Raw genomic sequence first — 25,815 nt, 5'->3', positions numbered from 1 at the left:
GTGTGAAAGTAAGAGAGTAAGAGAGTATGAGAGTATGAGGGTGTGAAAAAGAGATAAGGGTATTATTGTCTCATAACTCATAACTCATAACCCATAACTCGCAACTCGAATCCCGAACCCCTCTCTCCCCCAATAATTTATTCCCTACATTTTCAACTCCTTACAAAAGTTTAATAAAGATTAATAATCGACTCCTGTAATTTGGCATTTTAATTGAAAGGACATGAGCACCGTAATGAATCACATTTCACTATATATTCAAATTTTTTTTGATGGCTGTTCGTAAGATCAGTCATTTTTTTTTGTTCCAATGGTTATTTGAAATTATATATTCTTAATTGTGTTTGAATTTTATAACTTTGTGTTATGGAATCATCAGAATCATTACAAGAATTTTATCGTCGTACTCAGGTTAGAGTCTTTCCTTCCTGCCATTCCGATTCAGGTTTGGGGCACTTTAATGTGTTTTCCCGGGATAACTGTGCATTGGTTACTCCATACAGCAGAAGAGATTTTTATAAAGTATCACTAATTGTTGGAAAAGGAAAGCTTCATTATGCTGATAAATGGATCCGCGTAGATAAACCAGCCCTATTATTTTCCAATCCTGTCGTACCTTATTCATGGGAAGCCGATGATGATGATCAGAAAGGATGGTTCTGTTTGTTTACGGATCAGTTTTTGCAAAATGGCACCCGCTTAGGAAATCTCCAGGATTCACCCCTATTCAGGATAGGAGGAACACCGGTATTCTTTGTTAATGACGAGCAGCAAAAAACAGTTTCCGGCATCTTTGAGAAGATGATGGCAGAAATTGAATCTGATTATATCCACAAATATGATATGCTCAGAAATTATCTTCATCTTTTAATTCATGAAACGATGAAGATGCATCCTGCTGAGAATTTTGAACATTATCAGAATGCTTCTCAAAGAGTGGCTTCATTATTCATGGAGCTTTTAGAGAGACAGTTTCCCATAGACAGCCCGGATGCCTATCTGAAGCTAAGATCGCCTAATGATTATGCTGAAAGCCTTTCTATTCATGTTAACTCCCTTAACAGATCTGTAAAAGAGGTTACAGGGAAAACCACCAGTCAGCAGATTACTTCGAGAATTATTCAGGAGGCTAATGCCTTATTAAAACACACCGATTGGAATATTTCTGAAATAGCTTACGGGCTTGGATTTGAAGAACCGGCGTATTTTACCAATTATTTTAAAAAACAAACCGGAAATACGCCCAACGCTTTAAGAAGTGATCTTGTTTGAATTTTATAATTCTTAGTTTGAATTCTATATAAAGTAATCATTCAGGTTGTTATAATTTTGTTCTTATAATTTAAAATCACAAGCAATCATGAAATTTAGAAAATTAGGAAACACAGGAGAGCAGTTATCTGCTATTGGTTTAGGATGTATGGGAATGAGCTTTGCCTACGGACCCGCTGATGAGCAGGAAAGCATCAATACACTACACAAAGCTTTGGACCTGGGGGTTAATTTCTGGGACACTGCCGATATGTATGCCAATGGTGAAAATGAGAAACTGATTTCCAAAGTACTGGTTCCGAACCGTGATAAAATCTTTATCGCTACAAAATTCGGATTCAGGTTTAAGGATGGTAAAGCGAGCCACAGTGGTGCTCCCGGAACATATTTTGACGGTTCTCCGGAATGGATAAAGCAGGCTGTAGATCTGAGTCTTCAACGCTTGAAAATTGATACAATAGATTTGTATTATGCACATAGAGTTGACCCGAACATTCCTGTTGAAGAGACTGTAGGAGCAATGGCCGATCTTGTAAAAGCGGGGAAGGTAAAATATATAGGGTTATCAGAAGCTTCCGCAGAATCTATTAAAAAAGCAAATAAAATCCATCCTATTACTGCTTTACAATCGGAATACTCTATTCTGACAAAAGATGTTGAAAAAGAGATCTTACCTACGATAAGAGAATTAGGCATCTCTTTAGTTCCATATTCTCCATTAGCCAGAGGACTTTTTGCCAACATCAATGAAGTTCAGAATTTTGGAGATGATGATTTCAGAAAATCATTACCACGTTATCAGGAGGAAAGCCTTGAAAACAACCGAAAGCTGGTTCAGGAATTTAATGAACTTGCAAGTTCTAAGGGAATTAAAGGAACACAGTTGGCATTAGCCTGGGTACTTAATCAGGGTGATGATATAATTCCTATTCCCGGAACAAAACGGATTAAGTATCTCGAAGAAAATATCGCAGCCATTAATGTCGAGCTTTCCCAATCTGATCTCGATGCAGTAGATGCTATCTTGAAGAAATATCCTAATGTGGGAGAAAGATATAGTGAAGGATCAATGAAACTGGTCAATAATTAATGAAAATTTAAGTTTGGATTTCTGAAATACTCAGAAATCCAGATTTTTTTATGAAAGAAAATAAGGAGAGGAAATGAAGGCTCTTAAAGAAAAGAATCAATTTATAGCTACCATTTTAGCTTTTGCAGTAATTCCGATGTCAGGCCTGGCAACGGATATTTATTTACCCTCAATGCCAAGTATGGCTACTGAGCTTCATTTGCCTGAAAGTAGTATACAGCTAACCCTGTCTATATTTTTAATAAGCTATGGAGTCACACAGTTTTTTGCCGGAAGTGTTGTAGACTCATTTGGGCGGTACCCGGTATCTGTTTTTTCTTTGGCGTTGTTCGTCGTTACTTTTCTGATTACCGCAACCACAGAAAATATTATGGTTATCTATGCGATGCGTGTTCTCCATGGGATGCTGTCCGGTTTTGCGGTAGTTTCAAAACGTGCCTTTTTTGTGGATGTCTATGAAGGGGAGAGAAGGAAGCACTATTTAAGTATTATGACGATTGTATGGTCGGTAGGTCCTATTGTGGCACCATTTATTGGTGGTTATCTGCAAAAGAGTTTTGGATGGCAGTCCAATTTCTATGTTTTAGCTGGCTACAGTTTACTCCTTCTCATTTTTGAGCTGCTATTTTCGGGAGAAACTTTAAAGAGAAGAAATCCGTTTCGTATCAGTTTCCTGATCAAAGAATACAATTCTATGTTTAAAGCCAAAGACTTTTTCTATGGAATGCTGATGTGTGGGCTGAGTTATGCAATGGTGATATTTTTCAACCTCTGTGGGGCATTCATTATCGAACACAAAATGGGCTATTCAGAAGTCGTTGCAGGATATGTCTCGCTTATCCTTGGATTAGCATGGATGACAGGTGGCTTTTTAGGAAAAGCTTTGATCAACAAAGCATTCCTGCCTAAAATTCGCTATGCTAATTTTATCCAGCTCATTCTGATTATTTTGATGTTCATTTTTTCTTACTACGTAAGTAACCTTTACAGTTTGGTTGTTTTTGCCTTCGCGATTCATGTAACAGCAGGATTTATTTTCAATAATTATTTCTCTTATTGTATCGGAAGATTTCCTGATTCTGCCGGAATTGCCGGCGGGTTAACAGGAGGTGTTGCATTCATTATCACTTCAGCGATAAGCTATGGTATTGCAAGCCTGATAAAACCTCAGTTCCAACTACAGGTGGCGGAAGGTTATTTTGTATTGGGAATTCTGGGTTTGTTTATCTTAAATATGATCAAAATAAGAAAAGCACATATATAATTATGAATAGAAGAGAACTTTTAAAAAATGGAATTTTAGCCGGAACTTTAACGATGATCCCTTTTTCCGGCTTGTTGGCAAATGAAAGAACGGTGTTCAGCACAACTACAGAGGATGATCTTTCTGGTGTTAAAAAAATAAAACTGGGTGATCTGGATCTGTATATTCTTAGTGATGGATTTATTCATGAAGAAAACCTTGACTCTTTTGCTCCGAGGGGAGACACATCAGAATTAAAAACGATTCTTAAAGATAATTTCCGTGCCGAAAACTCGATCGATATGGGCATGAATGTTTTACTCGTTAAAACAAAAGACAGGTTGATTTTAATGGATAGTGGAATGGGCATTTTTGCAGATTCCAGAACTGGATTTTTACTGAAGAGCTTGAAAAGAGCAGGCTTCTCAGCTTCCGATATTACGGATGTATTCCTTTCCCATGCCCATCCGGATCATATCGGAGGCGTAGTAGATAAGCAGAATCAGCTTGTTTTTCCGAATGCTCAGTTATTTATCTCAAAAGTTGAACATGATTTTTGGATGAAAGCAACGATTAAGGATTTCAGCAACAGTGCATTAAAGAATCAACCGGAATTTCTTAACCAGGTTATTCCTGGAATTCAGAATATTTTGAAAGTGATAAAGCCAAAATTGAAATTCTATGACCTGGATAAAAGCTTATATGGGAATTTTAATTTCCAGCTTGCACCCGGACATACACCAGGGCTTACACTGGTTACAATTTCATCGGGAAATGAGAAGCTTCTGTATATTGCAGACCTGATGCATTCTGATGTGATCTTATTTCCTCATCCTGATTGGGGATATTTCGGAGATACTGATCTGGATATTGCAATTGCTTCCCGAAAAAAAATACTTAAGCAATTGGCTGAAACAAGAACTCGGGCTTTTGCATACCATCTCCCATGGCCGGGTTTGGGATTTACAAAAGAGAAAGCAGATGCATTTGAATGGATCCCGGAAGCTTTTATGAATTAAAATGGAATGAGATTTAAACCACAAAAGGCACAAAAGTTTTTAAACACTTTGTCATTGCGAACGAATATGAAGCAATTTCAATTAAGAAGTACACTTAAGTTCTTTAATAATCGAAGAATTTTTTATTTATCTCATTTTTAATTTACAGTCTTTGTTATTGCTTCTTCCAGTCTTAAATTTCTAACGGAGCGAAGAATCTCAATTAGTGAAACGATCAATTTTCAATAATAAATCCTCTCAAAAATGAGAGGATTTATGCTTAATAAGAACTGTTTACTATTTAATTAAAATGATTCTTCATCAAAGATCAGCTCTGGAGTGTATCTTTTTCTGAACATAAAATAGGTAACGGAAAGTACTGTAAATGCTACAACCGCATCAATTGTTGATGGAAGTCCGAGAACTGCGACCTTGGAGAAGAAGGCAAAAGTAATATCGAAAAACATGCCTGCAAACACCCATTCTTTCAATCGTAAGAGTTTATTTGGAAGTAAAAGCACAAGAACTCCCGCAAGTTTAAAGACACCCAGTATATAGATAAAGTGCGGTGGGTAGCCTAACTGTTGGGTGATGTCCCACACTACAGGATTTTTTGTCAATTCAAAGAAGCCGCTTGCTCCGAACCATAATGACATAAAGATAACGCCTGACCAATAGATGATTTTTGTTGTTTTTGTTTTCATTTTTTTATTGTTTTAAATTGTTGTTGTAATTGTTTGAAGTTGATGTGTAACTGTTTATTTAATTGAATATTGCTTTTGATGCTCCGGTGATCTGTCCGGTTTTTACATTCTGAATAAATCCTATAATTTCCCAATCAGTAGTAGTAAAGTTTTCAGGGATTGAAAAGCTTGTACTGCCTTCCAGACTGTTTTTTAAAGAGACCTGAACCTGCTTGTGAACGATTTGCCAATGTTGTAAATGGCGGCCTTCATTTTCTCCTTTAGCTACGTTGGTAGAAGCTTTTTTCTGTACCAGTGTGATTAAAAGTTTATTTTGAGTATCATTTCCTGTAACCTTATAGTTGACGGTAATTTGTTTAGAATTAGACTGTGCTTTCAGATCCACTGTACTTTTAGCTTCATGGCTTAAAGAGCTGATAACAGAGTTTTCTACAGCTTCTTTGTCTGATCCTACAAACTGTTGTTTTCCGTTTACCACAAGTTGTGGTGTATAAACCTGAGATCCGAGTGTTCTGCTATACTGTTGCTGACGTTCTGAGTTTTCGGGAGTGCTAAAGCGGTCTCTCCAACCAAGACGGTTCCAATAGTCAACATGATAAGCAAGGATGTAGACAGGCTGATCTTTACTGCTTTCTTTAATTTGCCCCATCAAAGCATCTGCTGGCGGGCAGCTGGAGCATCCTTCAGAGGTAAAGAGTTCGAGAACTGCAAAGCCATTGTTTGTACCGGTTGGTATCGTGGTAAGACTTTCGTCGGTTTTGTCTTTCTGCACAAAGGCAGAAACTGTAAATAGTAATGCTACAAATGCTGTTACTATAAGAAGTTTTTTAGATATCATTTCTTTTAATTTTTATTCAAAAGTAGATACCTGAGGGATGCTAAAAAATGAAAAAAGGGCTCAACCAGACAAATCGAAAGGTGAACCCTGAAAAATATAAGTTTAAAAAATCAACTCCTAACGTTCTTCCAGCCAGGAGAAGAAACTATGAGTTTTTTCTTTATTAATTAAAAGCTTTTCCGGAGTGTCAATCACTAGTTTTACATATATTTTACGCTGGAAATAATGCTCCATTTCTTTAATAGCGGAGAAATTGACTATATACTGCCTGTTGACTCTGAAAAACTGTTTAGGATCTACAAGTTCTGCTACCTGTCCTAATGACTGGGTGAGTGAAAACTGTTGTTTATCAAAAGTAACAAGGTGGGTCATTTCATTGTGAATGTAGAAATACGCAATATTTTCCGTGAGGACTGTCGTGTATTTTTGATTTTTAAAAACAAGGAAGCTGCTTTTTGTAGCGGCCTGAGGTTGGGCTATTTTTTGTAAGAGGGCTTCTAATTCCGGAATTTCCGTTTTCTGGAAAAACTTTTTGAGCTCATCTACCTTTCTTAAGGCCTCACCAATGTCTTCACGTGAAAAAGGTTTCAAAACATAATCTACCCCCTTACTTTTAAAAGCATCCAGCATATATTGGTCAAATGCCGTACAGAAAACTACCGGACAGGTAATTTCGACCTGCTTGAAAATTTCAAAAGATAAACCGTCAGACAAATGGATATCCATAAAGATAAGATCGGGTTTATTATCTTTGTTTAAGGCTTCTACACTGGCTTCTATACTGTCATAAACTCCGGTTATAATAGATTCAGGTTTTAGTTCTTTAATTAAATTCTGCAATGATTTTGCTGCTCTGAATTCGTCTTCAATGATGATGATATTCATGGATAAAGGGTAGTTTTATTTGGAAAATTTGATTGTTGTCGGAGATGTCAATTTCCTGTTCCAGTAGATGTTTGTAACGCATATTGACATTATTGAGGCCCACTCCTAAAGAATCTTCAGGAATCATTTTGCGCTGAATAGGATTTTCTACAATGATCTTATGGTTAGCCTCATAGATTTTAATATGTAAAGGTTTACTCTGTGATACCACATTATGTTTTATACAGTTTTCTACCAATAATTGTAACGTAAAAGGAGGAATTAATGTTTTTAAAGTTTCCGGGTTCAGGGTATCGGTAAAAGTAAAACCATCACCAAAACGCGCTTTCTGCAAAAATAAATACGAATTGAGTATTTTCATTTCTTCTTCTACAGTGATGAGGTCAAGTTTTCTACTTTCCAAGGTGAATCGATAAAAATCGGAAAGCTTGATAATAAAATCAACAGTTTCTTCATCATGTGTTTCCACCATGGACTTAAGAGTATTTAAACTGTTAAAAAGAAAATGAGGATTTACCTGCTGTTTCAGTAATTCATATTGAGCTCCGAGGTTATCACTTTTGACCTTTTCCAACTCTAAATGAACCTGCTGACCAGTATAATTATGTTGAACCAAATTTAAAAACATATAAAAGATCAGGTTGATCAGAATTCCTCTTACTTCCACCATCAGCATGACAGGTCCAAAATTGATATGGGATAAAATGAGCTGTTGAACCCAGGCCAGTACAAACATCACCAGCATACCCAAAGCAAGTATGACTAAAAGTCTGGAATATGAAATTCCCTGACGCCTTTTGGTGTTACGGTTCAGTAAAAAGATATTGAGATACCACATGACGACTGCAAAGGCTGAAGTAATCGCTGCATTAACGACAGCTTCCATGACGTTAAAATCATGGGAGGCAAGCTGGGGTACTGAGGATAATACGCCTAATACAATAGAGCTTACCCAGATGACAGCCTGCGATATTTTTATTTTTTTTTGTTGCATTAAGAAGGGAGGAATTTAAAAATGTTAAATTAATATTTTTTAATGATAATATTTTAATAAATGTAATCTGAGACTGATATTTCAGCCCCAGATTACAAGATAACTTTTATTTTTTACTATGGCATTACTACCGGTTGGTAACCGAGCATATACTGTATTCTTTCTTCCTTATTTTTATATGTATTGGCAGAACTGCTATTTACGCTGTAAGATGTTGCTCCATTCATATTGGTTTCAATAGTTTCTATGCTAAGTAACTCGCCAGTAATGGTACCACCAACATATTGAGGGTTTTCATGATATTTCCAGGTGACAAGTTTCATTTGTGTTCCCGATTCTGGCTGATCATTTTTCTTTGATAAGGATTGCAAGGCCTGATTATTTCCATAAAGGGCAGACATTGTCTGTTTTTTCTTATTTAATGATGAGGCAATGAATTTCAGCTGGCCGGCATCAAATACTAAGCGAACCGTGTCCTGATTTTTAGAATTTTCATTACTGCATGAAGTTAAAAAGAGGAAGCTTGCTATAATGGCTACAATTATTTTGCTCATTTTTTCTGTAATTTTTCGATTAGACTTTTTGTGTTTACTTTCATTGGGACATCAAATAAATATCCGGTAGGCTCTGCCAGCTGACGATGACAGGCAATGCATGATTCTTTTGCAAATGATGCGGTTTTTCCTGTGGGATGAAGATCCTTACCGGAAAATTTAGCAAATCCCCAACCTTCGGTATCTGTATATTTTTTTGAATCTTTTACCATAAACTGGGCATTGATAAATTCACCCGGTCTGATTTCTCCATCAGGAGATTCGCTTTGTTTCCATACTGCTTTTACTACAATACTGCCATCAGGCCACGGATGAAAATTTTCGGTTTCAACAGCTTTTACAGCTGTATCATTTCCGTAAATTACACGGATAGAATTGTCAAATAATGTACTCATGCTGATCACTTTCCAGTTTTTAAATTCCGGGGTGTATTGCACTCCATTAGGTGATACAGGAAAAGTTTTAGAAGCTGAAGAAGCAAACTTTATTTCCTGATGGGCATCTTTTATTTCTTTATTTACAGAAGCCGGGCCCTTTCCTGAAAGTGATAGCGTATATTTTCTGATAACTTCAATATCTTTCGCTGAAATTTTTGCTGATGCGTGCAGTAAAGTATACTCATGCAGAGGCATTTTACCGGCCTGCATCATATTCAATATCGAATACATTCTGCCTTTATGCTCTCCGGGAGATACTTGTGACCACTCTGAAAAATTCATTACTTCTCTTGCTCTGTCAACGTCTTTTTTCACTGCCCATGATAGAGGAGCCAGCTGATCATACCAGCTTAATTTTTGCTCATTAGAATGACAGTTGAAGCAAGATCTTTCCAGAATTTCGACGACCTCATGAGGTGCTTCTATAGTACCGGTTACCGGTTTGCCTTCAATTGGTGGGTTATAAAGCTGTAACCCTGCAAAGGTTCCCAGAATGGCTATAAGTAGTATTGCCAGGGGTTTTACTGTTCTCTTTTTCTTTACTGAATCCATAATCAATTATTTTTATGGTTCAAAAATAGAGAGCGGCTAGGAGGAATAAAATGTAAAAAAGGTTGAACCGGACAATTTAAAGGTTGAAATAGAATTTTAACTCGTGAATATGAAAATGCAAAATACCGGAAGCTATTCCGGTATTTTAAGTTTAAAAGATGGGGTACTACAGGATCATCCCGCCATCAACAATAATTTCAGTACCTGTCATAAAGCTGGCAACATTGCTATCAGATAGATAAACGACTAATTTAGCAACATCCTCTGCGGTTCCCATTTTCTTTAAAGGGATGGCATCAATTAACCATTCATTAATACCTTTTAATGTATCTTCATCGAGACCTGCCTTGGTCATAATTTCTGTTTTGGTTGGTCCCGGACTTACCATATTTACCCTGATTTTTCTTGGAGCTAACTCTGCAGCAGCGGTTTTAGCAATGGAATTTAAAGCGGCTTTACTTGCTTGGTAAACTGAGCTGTTAGGTTTGTAGGTAGTTGCAACATTAGATGATAAAAATACCACTGATGCCCCATCATTCAATAATGGGATCAACTTACTAAGTGTGAAGTAGGCTCCTCTGAAATTAATATCCATAACACTGTCAAAATTGTCAGCATTCATATTTTCAATAGAAGTAAGTGTTCCGGTAATTCCGGCATTGATAAATAAAATATCAACTTTTCCGTACTGATCTTCAATTTCTTTTTTCAATAAATCAATATCCTCCAGTTTCCCCTGATCAGCTGTAAAAGGTATTGCACCCAGTTCTGCTGCTGCTTTTTCTATGGCTTCTTTTCTTCTTCCTGTAATAATTACCTGTGCTCCTTCCGAAATTAATTCCTTTGCTGTGGCATATCCGATCCCGCTATTTCCACCGGTTACGATCGCCAGTTTGTTGTTAAATTTATTCATTTTCTTAAAATTTTTGACAAAGTTATAGTGAAAATGATATACTTTTGTAATCAGTATCACAGAGTATATCAACTTAATTTTGACAACATGGAAAGAGATCAGACAGAAGAACTTAGGGCATTACAGGATACCTTGTATTTTATAGGCGGAAAATGGCGGATTCCGATTATCAATGCCATTTGTAATGGTAACAGGCGTTTCCGTGAAATTGAACGAAGTATTCCGGGTATAACGACAAGAATGCTTTCAAAAGAACTAAAAGATATGGAGATGAATAAGCTGGTGACCAGAAATGTATATCCGGATACTCCGGTTTTAATAGAATATATACCGACAGATTACTGCAGAACGTTTGGTAAGATTATTATGGAGATGATCAATTGGGGTAGGGAACATAGGAAGGTGATTGTGGAAGGTGATTGATTTAAGAATTGATTAAAAGATTTAAGGATTAAAAAATTGAAAGATGGGAATTGGTTGAGCGAATCTTCCCTAGTCATTCAGAACAAAGCGCAGGCGAAGTGAAAAATTTCAACGTGTTTTATCTGGAAATTAAAAAAATCAAAAATTAAATGATTTGAATTGGTTGAGCGTATTTGTCTATTAATTACGATCAATAGGGACGGGCTTTAGCCCGTCTTTAATTTAAGATATCTTCAATTGGCTTTAGCCAAAACATAAATTATTTTTTCCCCAATAAAAAAGCTCCTTAAAAAAAGGAGCTTTTAATTATAATCAATTGTGGAAATTATATTCCATCAATAATTTCATTTAAAACAGTACTTGGTCTCATTGCCGCGTACGTCTTATAAGTATCTGTTTTGTAATAACCGTCAATATTCTGAGGCTTACCTTGAGCAGCAATTAATTCATGATTGATTACTTCTTCATTCTCTTGCATACTGGCAGCCACCGGCTTGAATTTCTGAGCGATCTCTGCATCAGCAGTCTGGTTTGCTAAAGCTTCAGCCCAATACATTGCTAAGTAGAAGTGAGAACCTCTGTTATCGATCTGTCCTACTTTTCTTGCAGGTGATTTATCGGTAGCTAAGAATTTAGCATTTGCTTCATCTAATGCATCCGCTAAAACCTGAGATTTAGTATTTCCTTGAGTTTGAGCTAAATGTTCCAAAGAAGCCTGTAGTGCTAAGAATTCTCCTAAAGAATCCCATCTTAGGTATCCTTCTTCAAGGAATTGTTCAACGTGCTTAGGAGCAGAACCTCCGGCACCTGTTTCAAACAAACCTCCTCCATTCATTAGTGGAACAATAGAAAGCATTTTTGCAGAAGTACCTAGTTCAAGGATTGGGAAAAGATCTGTTAAGTAATCTCTCAATACATTTCCTGAAACAGAAATGGTATCTTTACCTTCTCTTGCTCTTTTAAGAGTTTCAGTCATTGCATCTTTTACATCAAGGATTCTGATATCTAATCCTGTAGTATTGTGATCTTTTAAATATTTTTCTACTTTTTTAATGATTTCTCTATCATGAGCTCTCCCTTTATCCAACCAGAAAATAGCTGGAGTATCAGAAAGTCTTGATCTGTTTACAGCCAGTTTTACCCAGTCCTGAATAGGAGCATCTTTAGTCTGACACATTCTGAAGATATCACTTTTTTCTACTTTCTGAGATAGAAGAATGTTTCCAGCTTCATCCTGAACTTCAATTGTTCCATCAGCTGTAGCCTGGAAAGTTTTATCGTGAGAACCATATTCTTCAGCTTTCTGAGCCATTAAACCAACGTTAGGAACAGAACCCATTGTTGTTGGATCCAGTTTACCGTGAGCTCTCATATCATCGATTACAGCCTGATAAAAACCAGCATAAGAACGGTCTGGAATGATTGCTACTGTATCTTCTTCTTTACCTTCTTTATTCCACATTTTTCCTCCCCCTCTTACTAATGCAGCCATTGATGCATCAACGATGATATCAGAAGGAACATGGAAATTGGTGATTCCTTTGTCGGAATTTACCATCGCTACTCTTGGTCCGTTAGCTAAAGCAGTTTCAATAGCTGCTTTAATTTCAGCTTCCTGAGCGTTTCCTTTGATTTTTTCAAAAAGGTCAGCAAGACCATTATTTGGATTGATATCTAAAGATTTGAAAGTATCTGCATATTTAGTAAATACATCTTTAAAGAATGTTTCTACGATTGCTCCGAAAATAATAGGGTCAGAAATCTTCATCATCGTCGCTTTAAGGTGAGCAGAAAGAAGAATATTTCTTTTTTTAGCCTCTTCAATAGCTTCCTGTACAAAAGATTTCAAAGCGTTCAGGTTCATTACAGAAGAATCTATAACTTCTCCAGCCTCAAGACCTGCGAAATCCTTCAATAATTTTTCAGAACCATCATTTCCTTTGAAAACGATTTTATATTTTGTTGCATTTTCAAGAGTTGTAGAAGTTTCAGTACCGTAGAAATCTCCGTTGTTCATGTGTGCTACATCAGTTTTGCTGTCTGATGCCCAGTCACCCATTCTGTGTGGGTTAGCTTTTGCATAATTTTTAACAGCTTTTGGAGCACGTCTGTCAGAATTTCCTTCTCTTAACACAGGATTTACAGCACTTCCTAAAACTTTAGCATATTTAGCTTTAATTGCTTTTTCTTCGTCATTTTTCGGTTCAGCAGGATAGTTTGGAACCGCAAAACCTTTTGACTGTAATTCTGCAATAGCTTCATCAAGCTGAGGTGCTGAAGCAGAGATATTAGGTAATTTGATAATATTAGCATCTGGTGTAGTTGCTAATTGACCTAATTCGGTCAATGCATCACCAATTCTTTGATCTTCTTTTAAGAATTCCGGGAAGTTAGCGAGAATTCTTCCTGCTAAAGAAATATCCGGAACAGCAATTTCAATATTTGCTGATTTTGTAAATGCCTTTACGATAGGTAAAAATGAATGTGTAGCCAACATTGGAGCCTCATCCGTCAATGTGTAATAGATTTTTGATTTTTCTGACATTATACTGTTATTTATTATTTGATTTTTTAACTCCCACAAATTTAGTTAAAATTTAATTTTTTTAGATTAAACCTAAATAAGTTTTTGCACTTTAAGAATTATTTAACCTTTATTTGAACCAAAAAATACTTGATTTCAGTAAATTTGAAAAACCATAAAAAATAGATTATGTCAAATATAACATTAAAAGGAAACGAAGTTCATACATTAGGTAATTTACCGGCAGTTGGAAATACCATCAAAGATTTTGCTTTAGTGGATTCAGGGTTGGGTATTAAAACATTGTCAGATTTTGAAGGAAAGAAAAAAGTATTTAATATTTTTCCTAGTATTGATACGGGTACCTGTGCTGCCTCAGCAAGAAAATTCAATGAAGAGGCATCCAATTTAGACAATACGGTTGTGATCAATGTTTCTAAAGATCTACCATTTGCATTAGGAAGGTTTTGTGCTGCAGAAGGTTTAAATAATGTAGAGACACTTTCTGACTTCAGAAGCAGTTTTGGAGATGATTATGAAGTAACCATTACAGATTCTCCTTTGAAAGGTCTTTTAAGTCGCGCGGTAATCGTTGCGGATGAAAATAATAAAGTAATATACACGGAACAGGTTTCTGAAATTGTTGATGAACCAAATTATAATGCTGCTCTGGAGGCATTAAAATAATTTCGAAATAAATTTTTTTTATAAGCCTTGTGGAATTTTTTTTGCAAGGCTTTTTTGAATTCAAAATACACAAATAACAAAAATGAAAAAAAATGATGTCCAATAATTATAATAAGTATGGTGAGCAGTTCCAGGTAGATCAGGAACATTTTGACGAATTTTATTCTCTACTTAAGGATACCCAACTTCTAAAATCTGATTTTTTTCTTAAACAGGGCGATAAATGCAAGTACCTTGGTTTTATTAAAAGTGGAACGATAAGATGCTTTTACATCAATGATCAGGGACGTGAGATCAACTTTGGTTTTTACTTTGAAAATGAATTTTTCACAGACTATGAAAGTATTCTGTGTGATACCGTATCGAACATGAATATCCAGGCGATAGGAAACTGTGAAATTTTGCTTTTGAGTAAGGAGGATTTACAGGGATTATATGAAAAAGATGCATACTGGCAAAAGTTTGGACGGGTGATGACTGAAAAGATCTATCTCGATGCCAAAAAAAGAATTGACGATCTGATATGCTATTCACCGGAAAACAGATACCTGAACCTTATTAAGAGAGAACCTTTTTTAGTACAGAAAATAGCACAGAAACATATTGCAAGTTATCTTGGGGTTACTGAACAATCTTTGAGCCGGATAAGAAGCAGAATTATTAATTAACTTAAGTTAACGTCTTTTGGATTTTAACGATGTAGTTTTACTCATGTCAAACTTAAAATTACAATTATGGATCAAAAAGATTTAACCATTATTTTGGTACACGGAGCCTGGGGAGACGGTTCTCATTGGCAGTATGTTATCCCTTCTCTTGCGAAAGCGGGATATAAAGTAAGAAGTGTTCAAAATCCGCTGACTACCCTCCAGGATGATATTGATAAAACAAAAGATTTAATAGATGCCCAGGAAGGGAAAGTGTTATTGGTAGGACATTCCTATGGAGGCGCTGTAATTTCAGGAGCTGGAAATCATGATAAAGTTGTAGGGTTGGTTTATATTGCGGCTTTTGCGCCAGATGCCGGAGACAGTTTAGGTTCTTTGTTAGGAAGAAGGGAATCCCCGGGAGGAGCAAGTATCTATCCAGACAGCAAAGGCTTTTTATGGATTAAGTATGATGAATTCCAATCTGCTTTTTGTCAGGATTTAGATGATGAAAAAGCTTTGGTAATGTCATTGTCTCAAAAGCCAATTCATAGTCAATGTTTCGGAGATACAGCGGGTGAGCCTGCCTGGAAAACAAAACCCAGCTGGTATCAGATTTCACAACAGGATCGGATGATACCTGCTGAAACAGAAAAGGAAATGGCAGAACGCATGAATCCAAAAAAAATAATTTCTTTAGATGCGGGACATGCTTCATTAGCATCCCATCCAAATGAAGTTACACAATTGATCTTAGAGGCTGCGGCAGCACTTTAACATAAATTGTAAAAAATACTTGTATGCCTTGTGATGATTCTACGTATCTTCACAAGGCTTTTTGCTTATAATAATGTCATATGGTCAGAAGAATTGTCGCTAACATCAAAACAGAAGATCTGTCTCACGCAGATCATTTTTATCATGATATTTTAGGTCTTGAGATTATCATGGATCATGGCTGGATCAAAACATTTGGAAATGATGAAGAGTCGAAAGTTCAGATCAGTTTTGCAGTACAGGGCGGAAATGATACTCCGGTTCCAGATCTTTCTATTGAGGTAGATGATGTGGATACTATCTATGAGAAAATCAAAAAATCCGGATTTGAAATTACTTATGACCTAAAGGATGAAGACTGGGGGGTACGCAGGTTCTTTGTCAGAGATCCATTTGGAAAATTAATTAATATCCTTTCACACCAATAATTAAATTAAATAATGAAAGCAGAACAAATTATACCCATTCTGAGAATTTTTGATTATCGGAAAACCATAGAATTTTATGTCGATTGGCTGGGCTTTGAGATCACATTTGAACATCGTTTTGAAGATCATACTCCTGTTTATATGGAAGTGAAAAAAGAAAATATTATTCTTCATTTAAATGAACATCATGGAGACTCAACCCCTGGAAGTAGTGTTTTCATCTGGGGAGAAGGAGTAGCAGAATATCATAAAGAACTGATTGATAAGAAATACAAGTACAACAGACCCGGGCTGGAAAAGACATTTTATGACGCCGTGTCATTCACTGTTAATGATCCTTTTGGAAATAAGATTATTTTTAATGAGAAATATAATGAAGAAAGACATAGGGACATTGAATTTTATTCAGTTGATTGAAACCAATAGCCTTGGCTAATTCTATTTGGGAAAACTAATATTAAACATTTAGATGATGAGTCGTTCAATAATGATCCTGATCATCAAAATCTTATTATATAACCCTTAACTTTACATTTTTAATTTCAACATGAAACGTTCAGGAACAGCAGATCTACCTTTACACTATGGCAAAGTACCGCCATGGTTATACGAACGGATGTCTATACTTGGACTTTCAATGATTGAAGTTATACTGATGGATTATGGTAAAGATGAGGTACTTCGCCGGTTAGCAGACCCGTTTTGGTTTCAAAGTTTTGGAGCTGTTATGGGAATGGATTGGCATTCATCAGGGATTACAACTTCCGTTATGGGGGCTTTAAAACGTTCTATTAATCCCAATTCTCAATCTCTTGGAATTTATATTTGTGGCGGGAAAGGTAAATTTTCGAGGAATACACCTTCAGAACTAATCGAAATTGCTGATAAAACGGGCTTGGACGGTAGCGAGCTGGTAAAGGCAAGTAAACTCTCCGCTAAAGTGGATAATACAGCTATCCATGATGGTTATCAATTGTATCTGCATAATTTTATTCTGGCTGATAATGGAAGCTGGAGTGTTGTTCAGCAGGGAATGCATGAATCAGACGGAACTGCCAGGCGTTATCATTGGCATTCCGGAAATATAAAATCTTTTATTGAAGAACCGCACACGGGGATTAATGGCGTTCACAGAGGAAAGATTCTTAATCTTACCGATGCACATGCTTCAGAAAATAGAAAAGGTATTCTGGAAATTTCACATACGGACTCCGCTGAAATAATGAATGACTTTTCGAGATTGATCCTTCCTGATCATCATGATGTCCGGGCTTCTGATGTAGATCTGAAAAGATTAGGGGCTCTCTTATATGTTACCCGCGAACAGCAGCCACAAAATTTTGAAGATCTGCTGATGTTAGAGGGAGTAGGGCCAAGGACTATGCAGTCTCTGGCTTTGGTAAGCGAAGTGATTCACGGAGCGCCATCCAGATTTTCGGATCCAGCAAGATTTTCTTTTGCTCATGGAGGTAAGGATGGCCATCCTTTTCCGGTTCCAACTAAAGTATATGATGAAAGTATCAGTATTCTTAGAAAAGGGATCGAAAAATCCAAATTAGGAAATTCTGATAAACTTAAAACGTTAAATAAGTTACATCAGATCGTAACCACTACTGAAAAAGATTTTACACCGGATTTTGATATTCAACAGGTTATTGAAGAGGAAAGAAATAATTCATGGAAGTATGGGGGTAAAACGGTTTTTGGAGACGCTAAAAAACCGACAAAACCTAACGATATTCAACTTTCGCTGTTCTAGAGTAATAGTCGTCAGTTCGAGTGAAATCATTTGCAATGTAGTGGAAAATGATTTTGTATCGAGAACCTGTGCTGAAACTTCTCGATACGTCTTTCTTCGAAAGCCTACTCGAAATGATGGATGAGAATTGTTTTTTGTCACTTTAGCTAATCGTTTAAAGGTCGTTAGTTCGAGTGAAATCATTTGCAGCGTAGTGGAAAATAATTTTGTATCGAGAACCCGTGCTGAAACTTCTCGATACGCCTTTCTTCGGAAAGCCTACTCAAGTGAAGGATAGAGCTTATTTATAATCAATAATATGATGAGTGTTTTATATTTTTAAAAACTTATTAAACCAATTCCAATAAAAATTCTAATTTTAGAATTCTAAAAAAATATTCATATCATGGGCAGTAAATCTTTAGAAATTTCATATGATTTCCCGTTTTTTATGCATGAAGAACTGGATGAGATCTTTCAGGCGCATGAAAAAGTAAGTTTTCAAAAAGGAGATTTTATTCTTGAAGAAGGAAAAATGGCCAATGAATATTATATTTTAGATAAAGGCCTTGCAAGATCATTTGTTAATGATTTTAATGGTAATGAAGTAACCACTCATTTTTTCACAGAAAATGAAATAATTATAGAAGTACTTTCTCTTTTTCAAAGAATTTCCTCTCAGGAAAATATCATTTGTATTACAGATTGTGAATGTTGGAAATTAGATTATGATACTTTTCAGGATCTGTTTCATAAAATTCCCAATCTGAGGGAATGGGGAAGATCATGGATGTCTCAGCAGCTTTTTGCTTATAAACAGCGTTCTGTAGAGATGTTTACCCTATCCGCGACTAGAAGATACCTTAATCTTCTTGAAGAAAAATGCCAGGTTATACAATATGCCCCCCTAAAACAGATTGCTTCCTATCTGGGAGTAACAGACACTTCCTTAAGCAGAATTCGTAAAGAATTGGTTTCCCATTCAAAGAAAAATTAAATCTTGCCTTATGGCAAGATGATTCTGATATCGACTCTGTAATTTTGGTTTAAAGTTTAACACTAAAATTACAAAAAATGAAAGTCAATCAAATTTATGTCAACCTTCCGGTAAAAAACGTTGAAGAGACAAGAGCATTCTGGACCAAACTGGGTTTTGAAATCAACGAGCAGTTTACAGATGAAAAAGCAGTTTGTGTGGTGATGAAAGAAGATAATATCTATGTTATGTTCTTAGCCGAAGAATTTTTAAAAACCTTTACCGACAGACCGGTTGCAAAAGGTGATACCACCCAGGTGCTTCTTGCAATAGGTGTCAATAGCCGGGAAGAGGTAGACCATATGGTGAACACAGCACTGGCCAACGGAGGTTCAAAGTACAGCGATTCTATGGATCACGGATGGATGTATCAGAGTGCTTTTGCTGATCTGAACGGTCATCAATGGGAAGTTATGTTTGCAGACATGTCCAAATTTCCAACGGAATAGTTGATCACCCTAGATATACTATTATGGAAAGAAAATCAAATGACATTGAAATTATAAAACTACAAGTTGTCAGCAACTACAAAGTTATTTCAATGAATATCGAAGGAATTAGTCATGAGGAATCTATGATTTTTCCAAATGGTGATGCCAACTGTATGAACTGGATTTTAGGTCACCTGATCTATATCAGAAATGCCTTTTTAAATATTCTTGGGGAAGAATCGGTTTGGGACGCAGAGAAATTCTCGTGTTACAACAGAGGGGAAATTCCTTTAAACCGGAAAGATGAATTCATAGACTTCGAAGACCTGAAATCCTATTTGAATAAAACTCAGGAGAAACTTGAAAAGAAAATTGATGCTCTCGAAAAAATAAATCCTGAGAACATTGATGACATTGCCACTTTATGTCTTCATGAAATTTATCATAGTGGCCAGTTCGGCTATCTCAGGAGAATCCTTGGAAAACCGGGAGTAATAAAATAATACTGTTTCAAAGACTTCGCCGGTATAGGGATCTCAAAAAAATTAAAATTAAAACCATTTAAAATGGACACACCAAAATCAAAAAAATTAGACGTCATTATTCCTGCCTACAGAATGCATTCCCAAAGCTTTTTAAATGTTTTGGATGGTATTTCGGAAGAAGATGCAATGAAAAGAATTGACGGTAAGACAAACCATGTGGTTTGGATGGCTGGTAACTTTCTCAATATGCGTTACGGTCTGGGATGGGTGTTAGGACTTCAGGAAGAAGATCCTTACACTGAACTTTTCTTTCAGGGAAAGGCATTAGATGAAAGCTTTAATTATCCAAGCCTGGAAGAACTTAAGAAAAATTTTCATGCGATCTCACCAAAAGTATATCAAAAGCTTTTGGAAGCGAAAGACGAAGAGCTTGATGAGATCTTTGAAATTGGAATGAATGCACCTTATTTTATTGAAAATAAACTCAACTTCACAGGAATGTGCATGGGAAGGGAAGACTATTTATGTGGACAAATGGGACTGATGCGGAAAATATTGGGGTACCCAGGAATGAAATATGATACTCACGAAAATTTGGAATACTGATGAATCCTAGAGAAAAAGGCTATAAAACAGTCAATGGAATCGAGATGTATTATGAGATTTATGGTTCCGGAAAACCTCTGGTTTTAATCCATGGTGGCGGATCTTCAATTTTATTTGATTTCAAGGAAGTTATTTCAAGACTGGAATCCCAATTTCAGCTTATAGGAATTGATTTACAGAATCATGGACTGAGTGAACACCGGGATACTCCTGAAACTTTCGAACAGGATGCTCATGATGTAGCTGCTCTTTTAAAAGAATTAAAAATTGAAAAAGCTTTCTTTCTTGGATTCAGTAACGGGGGAAATACCGTAATGCAGATCGGACATCTTTATCCGGGAATGGTAGAAAAACTGATTATAGCATCATCATTTTTCAAAAGAACCGGGATGATAGATGGTTTTTTTGAAGCTATGGATGAAGCTACCTTAGATTCCATGCCAGAACCTCTTAAAATTAATTTTTTAGAATTGAATCCTGATTTTTCAAAACTTGAAAATATGTTTGAGAAAGACAGCAAAAGGATGCAGACTTTTAAAGATTGGGACGAAGATGTTATAAGATCGCTGCATTTTCCTACATTATTTATTTCCGGAGATAAGGATGTCATGAAACCAGAACATGTTATTGAAATGTGGCGTCTGGCTCCAAAATCCCAGGTAATGATCCTTCCGGCGACTCATGGCTCTTATTTGATGGCCGATTTCGAAGGAAATGTAGATAAAAACTTAATAGATCTGACTATGAATGAAGTTGTAAAATTTTTAAATAATTAAGGCTCTACGAAAATTCAAAACCCGTAAGCAGCTACTCGATAACAATTAATAATAACTTTAAAACCCGAATATCATGGCAAAATTAAATCCGTACCTTAATTTTAATGGTACAGCTGAAGAAGCATTCAACTTTTACAAATCAGTTTTTGGTGGAGAATTCCGCGGGGAGGTTCATAAAATGGGAAATGCTCCCGGGACAGAAAATCTCTCTGAAGAAGAGAAAAACAGGGTAATGCATATTGCACTGCCTATTGGAGATGACTTACTGATGGCATCTGATATTGTTCCCGGATTTGGTCAGACTCTGACGGTTGGAAACAATAATTATGTTTCTATATTTCCGGAATCAAAAGAAGAAGCAGACCGGCTTTTCAAGGGACTTTCCGCTGGCGGAAATGTGGAAATGCCCATTGAAGATCAGTTCTGGGGCGATTACTTTGGAAGCTTTCAGGACAAATATGGTGTGCATTGGATGGTAAACTATAACGAAGAATCTGCAAAATAATCTTATATTTAACTCAATTATTAAAGGGCAGCTGCAGATTGGTTGCCCTTGTTTTAACCAATCACAGAAATTAAAAACTATGGATCCGATCAAAATAGATATTACAATTTTAGCTCCGGTTGAGAAGGTGTGGGATTATTTTAATACCCCAAATCATATTACAAAATGGAATTTTGCTCATGAAAGCTGGCAATGTCCAAGTTCCGAAAATGATCTGAGAGTAGGAGGGAAATTCAAAAACAGGATGGAAGCTAAAGATAAAAGTTTCGGGTTCGATTTTGAAGGCGTTTATGATGCCGTTATTCCCAACCAAAGAATAAAATATCACCTGGAAGATGGCAGGAATGTGGAAGTGATTTTTGACCGTATTGATTCTAATACAACAAAAGTTACAGAAATATTCGATCCTGAAAAACAAAATTCTGTGGAAATGCAAAGAGATGGATGGTATGCCATTTTGGATAATTTCCATAAATATGTAGAAAAACACTAAACTATTTTTACAATCATGATCAATCTATTAATAATGGCAAAATGTTTAAGTTCCATTTGTGCTGTTAATCATGTTGTTGTTCACGGAACTTTTTTGCAGGGTGTTATTGCTATGCCTGCAAGGCGTGCTTTACAAAAAGAAAAAATTGACTCTCTTGAAAAACTGTCGGACTATTCTGAAGATGAAATCAGACAGCTTCATGGCATAGGAAAAAATGCAATGGAAAAACTTAAGATCCATATGAAAGAGCACCAGATTTCTTTTAAAAATTAGAATTTAAAGGGTTCAGGCGCTGTATGCCTTGTATTCCGTATTGGATAAAAAAGCAGCAGATTCATGTTAAAAATCAATTGCTTTTATCATCTACAATCTTACTACCACATTTTGAATTATAAACATCAATTGGTATACAACTCCCCAACCTGATTGGGTTCAATTGATGTATAATCAGACTAATAAAACGATATTTCTCACCTAAAAAAATAAGTCATGAATAATAATATTTTTCCTTGTCTCTGGTGTGACGGAGATGCAAAACAGGCTTCAGAATTCTATTCTAAAGTCTTTAATGGACGAATTACTGCAGACACTCCTGTTGTCATGAATATTGAGCTGTTTGGACAAAAGCTGATGCTTCTCAATGGAGGACCTCAATTTGAAAAAAATCCTTCCATTTCTTTTATGGTAATCTGTGATACAGAAGATGAGGTGCAAAGATACTGGGATCATTTAATAGATGGTGGATCAGCATTAATGGAGCTGGATTCTTACCCGTGGAGCAGAAAATTCGGATGGGTAAGTGACCGTTATGGTGTCAATTGGCAGTTATTTTTTGGAGAAAAAGATGATGATCAGAAGATAGTTCCAACCTTGATGTTTATACATGGGAATAATGGAAAAGCAATGAAGGCAATGGAATTTTATACTCAGACGTTTCCCAATTCTAAAATTAAAAATATTTCTAAATATCAAGACGGCGGTAACGCAGACGAAGCTCAGGAAAATATTCAGCATGCCAGTTTTATCATAGACGGATACAACCTGTATTGTATGGATTCTTCGTATGATCATAAATTTGATTTCAATGAAGGAGTTTCTATGGTGATCATGACTGATGATCAAAATCAAACAGATCATTTGTGGAATACCCTCACTTCAGATGGCGGAAGGGAAAGTATGTGTGGCTGGTTAAAGGATAAGTTTGGTGTCAGCTGGCAGATCGTACCGAAAAGACTGATTGAATTAATGAATGATTCTGATCAGGGCAAAGCTCAAAAAGTAGTGCAGGCAATGATGCAAATGCAGAAAATTATTATAAAGGATTTAGAAGAAGCTTATAAATCATAAAGTGTTTTCGGCTTATTGTTTGATGGTTCTTAAAAAAGATTTGCTTATGAGAACACAGAACAAGTCACAATCTAAATCAAAAGTTCCTAAGGAAGGGCTGTTTCCAGAAATTATCCGTAAAAATTATATCGGAAGTAAAAAGCTTTTGAATAAAACGGCAGTGATCTCTGGTGGTGACAGCGGAATTGGGCAGGCAGTTGCGGTACATTTTGCCAGAGAAGGAGCAGATATCGCTATTATTTATAAAGAGAGTGATAGGGATGCTAAAGAAACCTTGAAACTTGTAGAGAAAGAAGGTAAGAAGTGTATTTTGCTAAAAGGTGATGTCGCTAAAAAGGTGTTTCGTACAAAATGCTTGAATACAGTAAAAAAAGAATGGAAGACCCTGGACATCCTTGTTAATAATGCAGGTATACAGTTTCCAAAGAATGATATTGAAAAGATATCGGATAAACAAATCCTGGAAACTTTTAATGTAAACATCATTTCAATGATCGCTCTGACCAGGGATTTTTTACCTTTAATGCAAAAGGGTTCCCGGATTATTTGCACAACTTCAGTCACAGCGTATAGAGGAAGTGATCACTTAATCGATTATTCCGCGACAAAGGGAGCTATTGCTACATTTATCCGGTCGCTGGCTACCAATCTGGCAGATAAGAAAATTTTGGTAAATGGAGTGGCTCCGGGACCTATTTGGACTCCTTTGGTAAAAGAAACTTTTGATGATCTTTCAACATTTGGAAAAGACAATCCTTTAAAAAGGGCCGGTCAACCTTCTGAGGTGGCTCCAGCTTACGTTTTTCTGGCTTCTGAGGATGCCAGTTTTATTACAGGAGAGATTATTCATATTAATGGAGGGGATTTTGTTGGAGGGTAGATCGTTTATATTACATAAAAATTACACTAATCATTTAAATAATATATATAGCATGGAAAAGTTATCGTACGAAATACAGATTAATGCCACCCCTGAAAAAGTATGGACCGTACTTTGGAGTGAAATGACTTACAGACAATGGACAGCTGCCTTCATGGAAGGTTCCTTTTATCAGGGAAATCTGGAAGAAGGGAGTATCGTAAAATTTTTAGATCCTAATAATAACGGGATGTTTAGTAGGGTAGAAAAAAATATACCCAACAAAGAAATTAAATTTCTTCATTTAGGAGAAATTCTTGCAGGTGTAGAAACTCCAATGGATTGGGGTGAAGCAACTGAATCTTATGTTTTAACAGAGACAGAAAGTGGAACCACTCTAAAAAGCGAGATCCAGACTCCTTCCGAGTTTAAAAGCTTTTTTGAAGAAAAGTTTCCCAAAGCTTTAGAGATTGTAAAAAATCTTTCCCAAAATCAACTTTGATTTTCTTTAAACCACAAAATATAAAAATATGGAAACATTATCTTATGAAATAATAATTGATGCTCCTTTACAAAAGGTGTGGGACATTTTATGGGGACCTGAAACCTATAGTGAATGGACTCAATTTTTCGGTTCCGGGTCTAAAATGAAATCTGACTGGAAAGTTGGCGGGAAAACCTATTTTATGGGTTCAGACAGTGAGGGGATGGTTTCTACCATAGACAGCCTAAACGAACCAACTGAAATTGTTTTTAAACATTTGGGTATGGTGAAAGATGGAGTAGAAGATACTGAGAGTAAAGAAGTGAAGGAATGGAGCGGCTCCTTTGAAAAATATTTTCTTATTGATTTTGATGGAAAGACAAAGCTTCACGCTGAGGTGCAGACGGAAAAAAGTTGGGAAGAACATATCAATATGGGATTTACGAAAGGACTGCAAATGGTTAAAGAACTTGCCGAAAGAAATTAATATGAAACAAATAGTTTTCTCCAACCTATTTTAAGCATACTCATAGTTTTTATTATAACTTTAATATTCAACTCAATACAATTATTTGTGAAATTATTAGTCATTCTTTTTGCCACATTTATTCTGGCGTTGATCGGTACAAAACTATTTCAGGGAGATTGGAATTTTTTGTTTTCAGGAAATCTTGGAATGGCCGTTTTCATTTTATTTACCGGATTTGCTCATTTTAAATTTCAAAAAGGCATGGCTATGATGATTCCAGATTTTATTCCTGGCAAAATGTTTTGGGTATATATCACCGGGATTATTGAAATTGCAGCGGGGATCGGTTTGATGATTCCTTCACTGCGAGAAATGACAGCTATTTTGCTGATCATTTTCTTTATTCTGGTGTTTGTTGCCAATATCAATTCATCCAGAAAAAAGGTTAATATTTTCAAAGGAGACTATACTGGTCCGGGAATGGTTTATTTGTATAAAGAAAGACTTCCGATGCAGATTGTATTAATCGCATGGACCTGGTATTTTGGGATTTACTTAAGTTAAAAAAAAAATTTTCATATAAAAAGAACGATTAGTGATTGCTTTTCGTTCTTTTTTTT

At 36.0% G+C, this 25,815-nt stretch carries 32 protein-coding genes; 24 read left to right on the top strand and 8 right to left on the bottom strand.

Annotation, left to right across the window (positions count from 1 at the left end):
• The first annotated feature begins 366 nt into the window (after positions 1-366).
• The 4 genes from CEY12_RS06750 to CEY12_RS06735 all read left to right on the top strand — a co-directional run bounded on the left by CEY12_RS06750 (position 367) and on the right by CEY12_RS06735 (position 4,624).
• Positions 367-1,272, top strand: coding sequence for a helix-turn-helix domain-containing protein (locus CEY12_RS06750; protein ID WP_089026969.1), 906 nt, complete (start codon positions 367-369; stop codon positions 1,270-1,272).
• An 88-nt stretch (positions 1,273-1,360) separates the two neighbouring features.
• Positions 1,361-2,362 (top strand): aldo/keto reductase, encoded by a 1,002-nt coding sequence (locus CEY12_RS06745; RefSeq protein ID WP_089026968.1) that lies wholly within the window; start codon positions 1,361-1,363, stop codon positions 2,360-2,362.
• A gap of 73 nt (positions 2,363-2,435) precedes the next feature.
• On the top strand, positions 2,436-3,626 hold the full coding sequence (locus tag CEY12_RS06740) for an MFS transporter (protein ID WP_089026967.1): 1,191 nt from the start codon (positions 2,436-2,438) through the stop codon (positions 3,624-3,626).
• A gap of 2 nt (positions 3,627-3,628) precedes the next feature.
• On the top strand, positions 3,629-4,624 hold the full coding sequence (locus CEY12_RS06735) for an MBL fold metallo-hydrolase (RefSeq protein ID WP_089026966.1): 996 nt from the start codon (positions 3,629-3,631) through the stop codon (positions 4,622-4,624).
• A gap of 284 nt (positions 4,625-4,908) precedes the next feature.
• Here CEY12_RS06735 and CEY12_RS06730 read toward each other — a convergent pair whose 3' ends face one another.
• The 7 genes from CEY12_RS06730 to CEY12_RS06700 form a co-directional block, all read right to left on the bottom strand.
• Positions 4,909-5,307 (bottom strand): DoxX family protein, encoded by a 399-nt coding sequence (locus CEY12_RS06730; protein WP_089026965.1) that lies wholly within the window; start codon positions 5,305-5,307, stop codon positions 4,909-4,911.
• Positions 5,308-5,365: 58 nt separating this feature from the next.
• Positions 5,366-6,145 (bottom strand): DUF1223 domain-containing protein, encoded by a 780-nt coding sequence (locus CEY12_RS06725; RefSeq protein ID WP_089026964.1) that lies wholly within the window; start codon positions 6,143-6,145, stop codon positions 5,366-5,368.
• A 117-nt stretch (positions 6,146-6,262) separates the two neighbouring features.
• A complete protein-coding gene (locus CEY12_RS06720) occupies positions 6,263-7,030 on the bottom strand; it encodes a LytR/AlgR family response regulator transcription factor (protein WP_089026963.1) in 768 nt (255 codons plus the stop codon).
• Positions 7,011-8,024 carry a sensor histidine kinase gene (locus tag CEY12_RS06715; RefSeq protein WP_089026962.1) on the bottom strand — a complete coding sequence of 338 codons (1,014 nt, stop codon included), beginning with the start codon at positions 8,022-8,024 and terminating at the stop codon, positions 7,011-7,013. The genes CEY12_RS06720 and CEY12_RS06715 overlap by 20 nt, the downstream gene beginning before the upstream one ends.
• 116 nt (positions 8,025-8,140) lie before the next feature.
• Positions 8,141-8,578, bottom strand: coding sequence for a hypothetical protein (locus CEY12_RS06710; protein ID WP_089026961.1), 438 nt, complete (start codon positions 8,576-8,578; stop codon positions 8,141-8,143).
• Complete coding sequence (locus CEY12_RS06705) at positions 8,575-9,567, bottom strand: heme-binding domain-containing protein (protein ID WP_089026960.1); 993 nt, start codon at positions 9,565-9,567, stop codon at positions 8,575-8,577. Before CEY12_RS06705 ends, CEY12_RS06710 begins: the two co-directional genes overlap by 4 nt.
• A 166-nt stretch (positions 9,568-9,733) precedes the next feature.
• Positions 9,734-10,480, bottom strand: a complete 747-nt coding sequence (locus CEY12_RS06700) for an SDR family oxidoreductase (RefSeq protein ID WP_172821017.1) — start codon at positions 10,478-10,480, stop codon at positions 9,734-9,736.
• A gap of 87 nt (positions 10,481-10,567) precedes the next feature.
• Here CEY12_RS06700 and CEY12_RS06695 point away from each other — a divergent pair, with 87 nt between their 5' ends.
• On the top strand, positions 10,568-10,903 hold the full coding sequence (locus tag CEY12_RS06695; protein ID WP_089026958.1) for a winged helix-turn-helix transcriptional regulator: 336 nt from the start codon (positions 10,568-10,570) through the stop codon (positions 10,901-10,903).
• Between the two features lie 325 nt (positions 10,904-11,228).
• Here the strand turns inward: CEY12_RS06695 and CEY12_RS06690 are convergent, their stop codons facing one another.
• Positions 11,229-13,448: an NADP-dependent isocitrate dehydrogenase gene (locus tag CEY12_RS06690; RefSeq protein WP_089026957.1), complete on the bottom strand. Its 2,220-nt coding sequence runs from the start codon at positions 13,446-13,448 to the stop codon at positions 11,229-11,231.
• 168 nt (positions 13,449-13,616) lie between these two features.
• On the opposite strand from CEY12_RS06690, the gene tpx reads away from it, so the two are divergent.
• The 19 genes from tpx (at position 13,617) to CEY12_RS06595 (ending at position 25,759) form a co-directional block, all read left to right on the top strand.
• On the top strand, positions 13,617-14,114 hold the full coding sequence (gene tpx / locus CEY12_RS06685) for a thiol peroxidase (protein WP_089026956.1): 498 nt from the start codon (positions 13,617-13,619) through the stop codon (positions 14,112-14,114).
• 92 nt (positions 14,115-14,206) lie between these two features.
• Entirely contained in the window at positions 14,207-14,782 is a 576-nt protein-coding gene (locus tag CEY12_RS06680) for a Crp/Fnr family transcriptional regulator (protein WP_089026955.1), read from the top strand.
• Between the two features lie 66 nt (positions 14,783-14,848).
• Positions 14,849-15,538 (top strand): alpha/beta hydrolase, encoded by a 690-nt coding sequence (locus CEY12_RS06675; RefSeq protein WP_089026954.1) that lies wholly within the window; start codon positions 14,849-14,851, stop codon positions 15,536-15,538.
• Between the two features lie 80 nt (positions 15,539-15,618).
• Positions 15,619-15,966: a VOC family protein gene (locus CEY12_RS06670; protein ID WP_089026953.1), complete on the top strand. Its 348-nt coding sequence runs from the start codon at positions 15,619-15,621 to the stop codon at positions 15,964-15,966.
• Positions 15,967-15,978: 12 nt separating this feature from the next.
• Positions 15,979-16,383: a glyoxalase superfamily protein gene (locus CEY12_RS06665; RefSeq protein ID WP_089026952.1), complete on the top strand. Its 405-nt coding sequence runs from the start codon at positions 15,979-15,981 to the stop codon at positions 16,381-16,383.
• A 130-nt stretch (positions 16,384-16,513) separates the two neighbouring features.
• Entirely contained in the window at positions 16,514-17,725 is a 1,212-nt protein-coding gene (locus CEY12_RS06660; RefSeq protein WP_089026951.1) for a DUF763 domain-containing protein, read from the top strand.
• Positions 17,726-18,110: 385 nt separating this feature from the next.
• On the top strand, positions 18,111-18,701 hold the full coding sequence (locus CEY12_RS06655; RefSeq protein ID WP_089026950.1) for a Crp/Fnr family transcriptional regulator: 591 nt from the start codon (positions 18,111-18,113) through the stop codon (positions 18,699-18,701).
• A gap of 77 nt (positions 18,702-18,778) precedes the next feature.
• A complete protein-coding gene (locus tag CEY12_RS06650) occupies positions 18,779-19,189 on the top strand; it encodes a VOC family protein (RefSeq protein WP_089026949.1) in 411 nt (136 codons plus the stop codon).
• A 23-nt stretch (positions 19,190-19,212) separates the two neighbouring features.
• The gene (locus CEY12_RS06645) at positions 19,213-19,674 is read left to right on the top strand and encodes a hypothetical protein (protein ID WP_089026948.1); all 462 of its coding nucleotides are present in this window, start codon (positions 19,213-19,215) and stop codon (positions 19,672-19,674) included.
• A 63-nt stretch (positions 19,675-19,737) separates the two neighbouring features.
• Positions 19,738-20,262 (top strand): hypothetical protein, encoded by a 525-nt coding sequence (locus tag CEY12_RS06640; RefSeq protein ID WP_089026947.1) that lies wholly within the window; start codon positions 19,738-19,740, stop codon positions 20,260-20,262.
• Positions 20,262-21,038, top strand: a complete 777-nt coding sequence (locus CEY12_RS06635; RefSeq protein ID WP_089026946.1) for an alpha/beta fold hydrolase — start codon at positions 20,262-20,264, stop codon at positions 21,036-21,038. The genes CEY12_RS06640 and CEY12_RS06635 overlap by 1 nt, the downstream gene beginning before the upstream one ends.
• Positions 21,039-21,111: 73 nt before the next feature.
• A complete protein-coding gene (locus tag CEY12_RS06630) occupies positions 21,112-21,543 on the top strand; it encodes a VOC family protein (RefSeq protein ID WP_089026945.1) in 432 nt (143 codons plus the stop codon).
• Between the two features lie 79 nt (positions 21,544-21,622).
• Complete coding sequence (locus CEY12_RS06625; RefSeq protein ID WP_089026944.1) at positions 21,623-22,036, top strand: SRPBCC family protein; 414 nt, start codon at positions 21,623-21,625, stop codon at positions 22,034-22,036.
• A gap of 33 nt (positions 22,037-22,069) precedes the next feature.
• Positions 22,070-22,309, top strand: coding sequence for a hypothetical protein (locus CEY12_RS06620; RefSeq protein WP_228409807.1), 240 nt, complete (start codon positions 22,070-22,072; stop codon positions 22,307-22,309).
• 216 nt (positions 22,310-22,525) lie between these two features.
• Complete coding sequence (locus CEY12_RS06615; RefSeq protein ID WP_089026942.1) at positions 22,526-23,383, top strand: VOC family protein; 858 nt, start codon at positions 22,526-22,528, stop codon at positions 23,381-23,383.
• A gap of 46 nt (positions 23,384-23,429) precedes the next feature.
• Entirely contained in the window at positions 23,430-24,263 is an 834-nt protein-coding gene (locus CEY12_RS06610; RefSeq protein WP_089029805.1) for an SDR family oxidoreductase, read from the top strand.
• A gap of 52 nt (positions 24,264-24,315) precedes the next feature.
• Positions 24,316-24,744, top strand: coding sequence for an SRPBCC domain-containing protein (locus tag CEY12_RS06605; RefSeq protein WP_089026941.1), 429 nt, complete (start codon positions 24,316-24,318; stop codon positions 24,742-24,744).
• Positions 24,745-24,772: 28 nt separating this feature from the next.
• Positions 24,773-25,213 carry an SRPBCC family protein gene (locus CEY12_RS06600; protein ID WP_089026940.1) on the top strand — a complete coding sequence of 147 codons (441 nt, stop codon included), beginning with the start codon at positions 24,773-24,775 and terminating at the stop codon, positions 25,211-25,213.
• A gap of 87 nt (positions 25,214-25,300) precedes the next feature.
• Positions 25,301-25,759: a DoxX family protein gene (locus CEY12_RS06595; RefSeq protein WP_089026939.1), complete on the top strand. Its 459-nt coding sequence runs from the start codon at positions 25,301-25,303 to the stop codon at positions 25,757-25,759.
• The last annotated feature ends 56 nt before the right edge of the window (positions 25,760-25,815 follow it).

The sequence above is a fragment of the Chryseobacterium sp. T16E-39 genome (assembly GCF_002216065.1).
Taxonomy (GTDB): Bacteria; Bacteroidota; Bacteroidia; order Flavobacteriales; family Weeksellaceae; genus Chryseobacterium.
The sequence above is the reverse complement of the archived record's forward strand: the minus strand, read 5'-3'. Positions and strand labels throughout refer to the sequence as shown.

Bases quoted from the DNA above. Each gene is read 5' to 3' on its own strand.
- CEY12_RS06750 (WP_089026969.1), top strand. From the start codon at position 367: ATGGAATCATCAGAATCATTACAAGAATTTTATCGTCGTACTCAGGTT.
- CEY12_RS06745 (WP_089026968.1), top strand. From the start codon at position 1,361: ATGAAATTTAGAAAATTAGGAAACACAGGAGAGCAGTTATCTGCTATT.
- CEY12_RS06740 (WP_089026967.1), top strand. From the start codon at position 2,436: ATGAAGGCTCTTAAAGAAAAGAATCAATTTATAGCTACCATTTTAGCT.
- CEY12_RS06735 (WP_089026966.1), top strand. From the start codon at position 3,629: ATGAATAGAAGAGAACTTTTAAAAAATGGAATTTTAGCCGGAACTTTA.
- CEY12_RS06730 (WP_089026965.1), bottom strand. From the start codon at position 5,307: ATGAAAACAAAAACAACAAAAATCATCTATTGGTCAGGCGTTATCTTT.
- CEY12_RS06725 (WP_089026964.1), bottom strand. From the start codon at position 6,145: ATGATATCTAAAAAACTTCTTATAGTAACAGCATTTGTAGCATTACTA.
- CEY12_RS06720 (WP_089026963.1), bottom strand. From the start codon at position 7,030: ATGAATATCATCATCATTGAAGACGAATTCAGAGCAGCAAAATCATTG.
- CEY12_RS06715 (WP_089026962.1), bottom strand. From the start codon at position 8,024: ATGCAACAAAAAAAAATAAAAATATCGCAGGCTGTCATCTGGGTAAGC.
- CEY12_RS06710 (WP_089026961.1), bottom strand. From the start codon at position 8,578: ATGAGCAAAATAATTGTAGCCATTATAGCAAGCTTCCTCTTTTTAACT.
- CEY12_RS06705 (WP_089026960.1), bottom strand. From the start codon at position 9,567: ATGGATTCAGTAAAGAAAAAGAGAACAGTAAAACCCCTGGCAATACTA.
- CEY12_RS06700 (WP_172821017.1), bottom strand. From the start codon at position 10,480: ATGAATAAATTTAACAACAAACTGGCGATCGTAACCGGTGGAAATAGC.
- CEY12_RS06695 (WP_089026958.1), top strand. From the start codon at position 10,568: ATGGAAAGAGATCAGACAGAAGAACTTAGGGCATTACAGGATACCTTG.
- CEY12_RS06690 (WP_089026957.1), bottom strand. From the start codon at position 13,448: ATGTCAGAAAAATCAAAAATCTATTACACATTGACGGATGAGGCTCCA.
- tpx (WP_089026956.1), top strand. From the start codon at position 13,617: ATGTCAAATATAACATTAAAAGGAAACGAAGTTCATACATTAGGTAAT.
- CEY12_RS06680 (WP_089026955.1), top strand. From the start codon at position 14,207: ATGATGTCCAATAATTATAATAAGTATGGTGAGCAGTTCCAGGTAGAT.
- CEY12_RS06675 (WP_089026954.1), top strand. From the start codon at position 14,849: ATGGATCAAAAAGATTTAACCATTATTTTGGTACACGGAGCCTGGGGA.
- CEY12_RS06670 (WP_089026953.1), top strand. From the start codon at position 15,619: ATGGTCAGAAGAATTGTCGCTAACATCAAAACAGAAGATCTGTCTCAC.
- CEY12_RS06665 (WP_089026952.1), top strand. From the start codon at position 15,979: ATGAAAGCAGAACAAATTATACCCATTCTGAGAATTTTTGATTATCGG.
- CEY12_RS06660 (WP_089026951.1), top strand. From the start codon at position 16,514: ATGAAACGTTCAGGAACAGCAGATCTACCTTTACACTATGGCAAAGTA.
- CEY12_RS06655 (WP_089026950.1), top strand. From the start codon at position 18,111: ATGGGCAGTAAATCTTTAGAAATTTCATATGATTTCCCGTTTTTTATG.
- CEY12_RS06650 (WP_089026949.1), top strand. From the start codon at position 18,779: ATGAAAGTCAATCAAATTTATGTCAACCTTCCGGTAAAAAACGTTGAA.
- CEY12_RS06645 (WP_089026948.1), top strand. From the start codon at position 19,213: ATGGAAAGAAAATCAAATGACATTGAAATTATAAAACTACAAGTTGTC.
- CEY12_RS06640 (WP_089026947.1), top strand. From the start codon at position 19,738: ATGGACACACCAAAATCAAAAAAATTAGACGTCATTATTCCTGCCTAC.
- CEY12_RS06635 (WP_089026946.1), top strand. From the start codon at position 20,262: ATGAATCCTAGAGAAAAAGGCTATAAAACAGTCAATGGAATCGAGATG.
- CEY12_RS06630 (WP_089026945.1), top strand. From the start codon at position 21,112: ATGGCAAAATTAAATCCGTACCTTAATTTTAATGGTACAGCTGAAGAA.
- CEY12_RS06625 (WP_089026944.1), top strand. From the start codon at position 21,623: ATGGATCCGATCAAAATAGATATTACAATTTTAGCTCCGGTTGAGAAG.
- CEY12_RS06620 (WP_228409807.1), top strand. From the start codon at position 22,070: ATGGCAAAATGTTTAAGTTCCATTTGTGCTGTTAATCATGTTGTTGTT.
- CEY12_RS06615 (WP_089026942.1), top strand. From the start codon at position 22,526: ATGAATAATAATATTTTTCCTTGTCTCTGGTGTGACGGAGATGCAAAA.
- CEY12_RS06610 (WP_089029805.1), top strand. From the start codon at position 23,430: ATGAGAACACAGAACAAGTCACAATCTAAATCAAAAGTTCCTAAGGAA.
- CEY12_RS06605 (WP_089026941.1), top strand. From the start codon at position 24,316: ATGGAAAAGTTATCGTACGAAATACAGATTAATGCCACCCCTGAAAAA.
- CEY12_RS06600 (WP_089026940.1), top strand. From the start codon at position 24,773: ATGGAAACATTATCTTATGAAATAATAATTGATGCTCCTTTACAAAAG.